Origin of the sequence: Streptomyces sp. NPDC005899 (assembly GCF_040629645.1) — a bacterium.
In the GTDB taxonomy this organism is placed as follows: domain Bacteria; phylum Actinomycetota; class Actinomycetes; order Streptomycetales; family Streptomycetaceae; genus Streptomyces.
In genome coordinates this window covers 1-6358 of sequence record NZ_JBEXWB010000357.1, presented here as the reverse complement: position 1 = coordinate 6358, position 6358 = coordinate 1, and the positions used below count along the sequence as shown (strand labels likewise).

Here is a 6358-nt window from a genome sequence, read left to right as displayed (position 1 = left end):
GCGCCGGCCGGGCACCCGCCCGGCGGGGCGTCCGGCCGTGCCGCCCCAGAGCGGCGCGGGGCCCGTCCGGCCCCGGTCCCCCTGTGCGGACCGGCCCGCGTCACCCGGCGCCGCCCCGGGGATCGCGGCTGGCCGCCACCGGATACGCCTAGAGCGAGTCCGCGGGGCCGTCGTCGTCCCCGGCGCTCAGCTCCTCCGCGCGCAGGGCGAGGTCCTGGAGCACGTCGGCGGAGGTCACGTCCTGCTGGCCGGAGTCGTGGATCTGGGCGAGGGCGATGAAAGCCAGGGTGAAGGCTCCGACCAACTGCTCCACCGCGCCGCCCACTTCACGACCCACCAGGGTGGCCATCTCCTCGACGCTCGCGTCCGCGGGGATGGCGATGTGCGGCATCGTCTCGTTCAGGAGAGTCGTCACGATGCTGCCGCCCACCTCCGGGTCGTCCCCGTCCAGGTCCTCGGCCTGGCGCTGCATCTCGCCCGCCTCCGTCAGGATGCCGATCACTCGCTTGAGGACTTCGCTCTGCTCCATACGGTGAGCATAAGTGCACCGGCCTTCCGCGCAGGATCGCCGGCCCGCCCGCTCGTGTGCCGGAGCGGACCGGCCGTCAGTGCCGCCGACCGGCCGACGGTGTGCGGGCCGCTTCCCCCCGCACCACCTGCCCTGCCCCCGTCCGGACCGCCCGCCCGGCCCCTCCGCCCGGACGGACCACCGTTTCGCGCGTACGCGGCCCTTCGGCTCCGGACGGCCTACCCCGGGGTGAGGCACCGGTGTAGCTGAGGACGGTCAGGAAGGCGGGCCCAGGAGAACGCGTGCGAAGGCGGCGGAAGTCGCTGTGCGGGTGACGCGAGGGGGCGCGTGCACGGCGCGTGCAGGGGCGCACTGGACCCGCGCAGCGGTCCGGACGGACCGCGCGTCAGGCCGCATTCCACGGACACACTTGTCACGCCCCTTTACCTGCCCATAAGTTGGCCGCTTGCGACGAGTGCTACTGCCTGTGGGGGAGCCACATCATGGCCGCGAACGGACGGCACCGCAGATATCAGCCCAGCCGGATCAACCGTGCCTCGCTCACGGTGACGGCGGGTGGCGCGGGACTCGCGCTTCCACTTCTCACGGCCGCCTCGGCGGGCGCGGCCTCCACCGACGTGTGGGAGAAGGTCGCCGCCTGCGAGTCGACCGGCGACTGGCACATCAACACCGGTAACGGCTACTACGGCGGTCTGCAGTTCACCCGCTCGACCTGGGCCGCCTACGGCGGGACCGCCTATGCCGCCCGCGCCGATCTGGCGAGCAGGGACGAGCAGATAGCCGTCGCCGAGAAGGTGCTGGACGGTCAGGGGCCGGGGGCGTGGCCGGCCTGCTCGGTACGGGCGGGCCTGGCTCGCGGAGGCGACGCTCCCGACATCACCCCGCAGTCGCGGCGCACCGCCCCGGTCGGCACCGCACACGACGCGGCGACGAAGAAGACGGCCGCACACGGGACGGCGCCGGCCAAGAGGGCCGTACCCGGCACGGCGGCGCAGGAGAAGGCCGCGCAGGGCAGGGCCGGATCGTCCGCGGCACCGACGGACGTACCCGGCCGGCACACGTCGTACACCGTCGAGCGTGGTGACTCGCTCTCCGGCATCGCGTACGCCGAGCGCGTCCAGGGCGGTTGGCAGGACCTCTACGCGGCGAACCGCTCCGTGGTCGGCACCGACCCCGACCTGATCCTGCCCGGGCAGCGGCTCAGCCTCGACGTGGCCCGGGCGCCGGGCACCAGCAGGCACGCCCCGGAGCGGAAGGCCGCCGCGCGGCCCGCCGCCCCGCCGGAGGCGAAGCCCGCGCAGAAGACGGAGCGGGAGCCGAAGGCGGCCCCCGAGCGGACGCGGAAGCCCGTGGCCGAGCGAACGGCCGAAGCCGCGCCGAAGCTGTCGCAGAAGCAGTCGCCGAAGCAGTCGCCGAAGCAGTCGCCGAAGCGGTCGGCGAAGCCCGCGGCCGAGCCCCGGCAGGCATCGAAACCGCACAACGGCCTCACCGCGCCCGTCCAGGCGCGCACGGGCACTCCGTACCACCAGTCGGGATCCTGGTCGAGCGGCTACCACACGGGCGTCGACTTCCCCGTGCCCACCGGGACCTCGGTGAAGGCCGTGGCGTCCGGGACAGTCGTCTCGGCGGGCTGGGCGGGGGCGTACGGCTACGAGATCGTCATCCGGCACGGCGACGGCAGGTACAGCCAGTACGCCCACCTCTCGGCGCTCAACGTACGCGAGGGACAGCACGTGAGCAGTGGTCGCCGGATCGCCCGTTCGGGTTCCACGGGGAACAGCACCGGCCCCCACCTGCACTTCGAGATCCGCACCGGCCCCGGTTACGGCTCGGACATCGACCCGCTGGCCTACCTGAGGGCCGGCGGCGTCAACGTCTGAACCGCCCCGCCGGTCCCGCTCCGCGGCGCTCGCGGGTCACCTCGGCGCGCCGGAGCGACGGCGGCGTGCGGGCCGGTGAACTCCACGCGCCCTCCGCCGTGCCCCAGCGGAAGCGTCAGGGGCAGCGCCACTGCCGCCGGCGCCGGAAAAGGGCCGGGGAGCGCCGCCTCACGAGGGGCCGGCGGCTCGGCGGGCCCGGACGGCGCCATGTCCACCGGACCGTCAGGCGCACCCTCCCCGTCCGCCGTCTCCACGGCGGGCCCGTCCCGCTCCGGCGTACGCGTTGCCCCGCCCGCGCCCGCCGGGGCGCGGTCCTGCGACCGGGCGCCTTCCGACGCGCGGCGCTCGGCTCCCACCCGCTCGGTGGTCAGCAGGACCAGCCCGGCCGCCGCCAGGGCGCCGCACCCGAGCGCCCCCAGGGTCCCCGTCACGCCGAAGCGGAACTGCTCGCCGAACAGCGTGATGCCCACCGCGGCGGCCACCACGGGGTTCACCACGGTGACGGTCGCGAGGGGCGCCGTCAGTCCCGCGCCGCGGTAGGCGGCCTGCGAGAGCAGGAGGCCCGCGGCGGCCAGACCGGCGATGGCCAGCAGGGTCGGCAGACCCGAGGTCACCGAGCCGGACGTCCATTCCACCGCCACGGTCTTCGTGAACACCGAGGCGATGCCGAACGCGATGCCGGCGCCGGCGGCCAGCGCCACGCTGCGGAGCATCGGGTGGTGCAGCCCCCTGGCGAGCACGAGCACGGCACCGATCGCGCCGAACGTCGCGATCGCCAGCAGCAGTTGTTCCGGGCCCCCCAGTGTGCGGGATCCCGCGTCCCCCGTGAGGGCCAGCAGTCCGGCCAGTCCGACCGTCGCCATGACCGCGCCGCGCCAGGCCGTCCGGCCCGCCCCGCGGTGGACGAACAGCGCCGCCATCGGCAGCGCGAACACGATCGTCAGGGCACCGAGGGGCTGGACGAGACTGAGGGGACCATAGGCCAGCGCCACCACGTGCAGCACCGCGCCGACGCCGTTCAGCGCCACGGCGGCCCACCAGACGGCGTTGCGCAGCGGCGCGTACGGGCGGCCGTCACCGGCCGCGGCCACGCGCTCCTGGACGATCGCCCCGGCCGCGTAGGCGACCGCGGAGACCAGTGACAGCAGCACGGAGAGCGCAAGGGAACTCATGTACACCACGATGTCCCGTCGAGGCCGTCACGTCGTCGTCCTTGAGGCGGCGATCCGTCGTACTGCTCCGGTAGTACGTACACCACTCCAGGGTCCTCCTCCCGGCGGTAGTTGCGCATCCCGCGGAAGTCCACGGCACCGCCCGCGGGCCGGGCGCCGCTCAGGACACCTGAGGCGGTCTCCGGCGGGCCTTCGTCATGTCATGCACCTGGACACGGGCTCCCGGACCGTGTTGTCATGCCTCTGCTCTGCCTTTCAACGTTGTAGAGGGCAGGCTGACAACGTTGTCCACGTCGAGGAGGACTCCCCCCATGCTCCGGACCCCACGGCCGAGACTGCGCGGACCGGCGGCCACGCTGGCAGCCGCCGCTCTCCTCGGAGGCATCCTCACGGCCGGTTCCACCGCCCAGGCCGCACCGCGTGAGGGCGGTTCCCTCACCGACCTGGTGAATCCGTTCATCGGTACCCGGAACGAGGGCAACACCTACCCGGGCGCCGCCGTCCCCTTCTCCATGGTGCAGCTGTCGCCGGACACCGGCCACAGCGTCGGATACGACTACACGGACACCGAGATCCGGGGCTTCAGCAGCATCCACCCCTCGGGCGTCGGCTGCGGGCTCGGCGGGGACCTGCCGGTCCTCCCCACGACGGGAGACATCACCGAGACGGACAACGCCGCCTACGCCGCGGGCTTCAGCCACGACGACGAGCAGGCCGCCCCCGGCTACTACCAGGTCGGCCTCACCTCGTACGGCGGGATCAACGCCGAGCTGACCGCCACCGAGCGCACGGGGGTGCAGCGCTACACCTTCCCGGCCACCGGCAAGGCCAACGTCCTGATCAACGCCGGCCAGTCCCTGCACCGGACGGTCAGCACCACGGTGGAGGTACTCGACTCGCGTACCGTCCGCACGGCCATCACCGGCCGCGGCTTCTGCCAGGACACCGAGCCGTACACCCTCTACACCGTCACCCGCTTCGACCGCCCCTTCGCCGACTCCGGCACCTGGAAGGACGGCACGGTCACCGGCGCCCCCACGTCCACCGGGACCGGCGGCAACGGCGCCTGGGTCCGCTTCGACACCACCGCGGACCGGACGGTCGAGGCGACCACCGCCATCAGCTACGTCGACGCGGCCGGCGCCGCCCGCAACCTGCGCGCCGAAGGCGGCCGCAGCTTCGACCGCGTCGCCCGCGCGGCCCGTGCCGCCTGGGAGGACCGCCTGGGGGACGTACGGGCCGAGGGCGGCACCGACACCCGCAGGCGCACCTTCTACTCCTCGCTGTACCGCTCCTTCCTCGGCCCGAACATCGGGCAGGACGTCGACGGCCGCTACACGGGGTGGGACCGGAGGATCCACCGCGCCAAGGGCTTCACCTACTACCAGAACTGGTCCCTGTGGGACACCTACCGCACCCAGGCACAGCTGCTCTCCCTGCTCGCGCCCCGCGAGGCGAGGGACATGGCGATCTCCGTCCTGAAGATCGACGAGCAGAGCGGCTGGCTGCCCAAGTGGGGCTACGGCACCGTCGAGACCAACATCATGACGGGCGACCCCGTCACCCCGTACCTGACCAACGCCTACCAGCAGGGACTGCTCGAGGGGTACGAGGAGCAGGCCTACCGCACCCTGAGGAAGAACGCCGACGGCGTTCCCCCCGCCGGTTCACCCGCCGTGGGCCGCGAGGCGAACAAGGAGTACCTGGCGGACGGCTTCGTGCCGTACCTGAAGGGCCGCCCGCACGCCAAGCCGGGTGACTCGGACTACGACCACGGGGGATCGGCCACCCTCGAGTACGCCCTGTCCGACGCGATGCTCGGTGAGATGGCCGCCGATCTCGGCCACGAGGCCGACGCCCGGCGCTACCGGGAACGGGCACAGAACTACCACCGGATCTTCGACCCCTCGACCGGCTTCTTCCGCTCCCGCGACGGACAGGGCGCCTTCACCGGACCCGCCGACCCGGCGCGGAGCGAGGGCTTCCACGAAGGCACGGCGTGGCAGTACCAGTGGCTCGTACCGCAGGACCTGCCCGGCCTCGTCGGCCTGATCGGCGGCACCCGGGCGGCGAACGCGCGTCTGGACTCCTTCTTCGCCTACGACCAGCTGCTCGCCGACCCGGCCAGGACCGTGCGCGAGGTGTGGGTGAACGGTCCGTACGACTACTACAACGCCGACAAGTACAACCCGCAGAACGAACCGGACCTCATCGCCCCGTACACCTACCTCTCGACCGGGCAGCCCTGGAAGACGACCGACGTCGTCCACGGGGCCCTCACCCTCTTCACCGACACCCCGGCCGGGATGACCGGCAACGACGACATGGGCACCATGTCGGCCTGGGACGTGCTGTCGTCGATCGGCGTCTTCCCCGTCCAGCCCGGCACCGACACCTGGGGCCTGTCGACCCCCGTCTTCGACCGGGTCGACCTCACGCTGGACCGCCGCTACTACCCGCACGGGTCGTTCACCGTGCGGGCACCGGGCACCTCGGACACCGACCGCTACATCCGCTCCGCCCGGCTCGACGGAGCCGAGCGGAGCCGGACGTACCTGACCACCCAGGACATCCGCTCGGCCCGCTCGCTCTCCTTCGAGGTGGGAGCGGAGCCGTCCGCCTGGGGCACCTCCCCCGCGGACGCCCCGCCGCCCCTGCACTGACGCGACGCGCACACGGGCCGGGGGGCGCCCCCGCCCGACCCCGGGGGGGCGGCGGCCGCGGCGGGCGCGGGGGGGGGGGTCAGCGACCCGGGGGGGGTGGCGGGGGGCGCGCGC

The 6358-nt window shown here is 73.5% G+C and carries 4 protein-coding genes; 2 read left to right on the top strand and 2 right to left on the bottom strand.

Features of this window, described 5'->3' with window-relative positions; all coding sequences use genetic code 11:
* Positions 1-148 precede the first annotated feature (148 nt).
* Positions 149-529 carry a hypothetical protein gene (locus ABZ371_RS27485; RefSeq protein WP_358684401.1) on the bottom strand — a complete coding sequence of 127 codons (381 nt, stop codon included), beginning with the start codon at positions 527-529 and terminating at the stop codon, positions 149-151.
* Between the two features lie 482 nt (positions 530-1011).
* Between ABZ371_RS27485 and ABZ371_RS27480 the strand changes: the two genes are divergently transcribed.
* On the top strand, positions 1012-2409 hold the full coding sequence (locus ABZ371_RS27480) for a transglycosylase family protein (protein WP_358684399.1): 1398 nt from the start codon (positions 1012-1014) through the stop codon (positions 2407-2409).
* Here ABZ371_RS27480 and ABZ371_RS27475 read toward each other — a convergent pair.
* A complete protein-coding gene (locus ABZ371_RS27475; protein ID WP_358684397.1) occupies positions 2379-3581 on the bottom strand; it encodes a DMT family transporter in 1203 nt (400 codons plus the stop codon). The two genes, ABZ371_RS27480 and ABZ371_RS27475, sit on opposite strands and share 31 nt — an antisense overlap.
* A gap of 311 nt (positions 3582-3892) precedes the next feature.
* On the opposite strand from ABZ371_RS27475, the gene ABZ371_RS27470 reads away from it, so the two are divergent.
* Entirely contained in the window at positions 3893-6244 is a 2352-nt protein-coding gene (locus tag ABZ371_RS27470; protein ID WP_358684395.1) for a GH92 family glycosyl hydrolase, read from the top strand.
* Positions 6245-6358 lie beyond the last annotated feature (114 nt).